General features: G+C 69.4%; 1 protein-coding gene. It reads left to right on the forward strand.

The window, feature by feature from the left end:
* Window positions 1–278: substrate-binding domain-containing protein (locus tag SB764_RS39680; protein ID WP_410866708.1), on the forward strand; the 278-nt coding region annotated here is incomplete at both ends.

The raw sequence follows: 278 nt of genomic DNA on the forward strand, positions 1-278 counted from the left end.
GCCGCCCTCGGCTGCGACGATGCGCCGGTCGAAACGCTCGACCAGGATGATCGCTGCTACCGCGCGGTCACGAACGCGCTGCACACGTACGACGATATCGTCGGGATCTACAACAGCGGCGCCGGCTCGGCCGGCATCGAGGCGGCGCTGCGCAAGGCCGGCGCGGCCGGACGCGTCGTCTGGGTCGGGCACGAGATGATCGACCTGCACCGCACGTACATCGAGGCCGGCTCGATGGACATCGCGATCGACCAGGATCCGGACGGCCAGGCGATCTC

The sequence above is a fragment of the Paraburkholderia sp. SIMBA_027 genome, assembly GCF_046535315.1.
GTDB lineage: Bacteria > Pseudomonadota > Gammaproteobacteria > Burkholderiales > Burkholderiaceae > Paraburkholderia > Paraburkholderia tropica.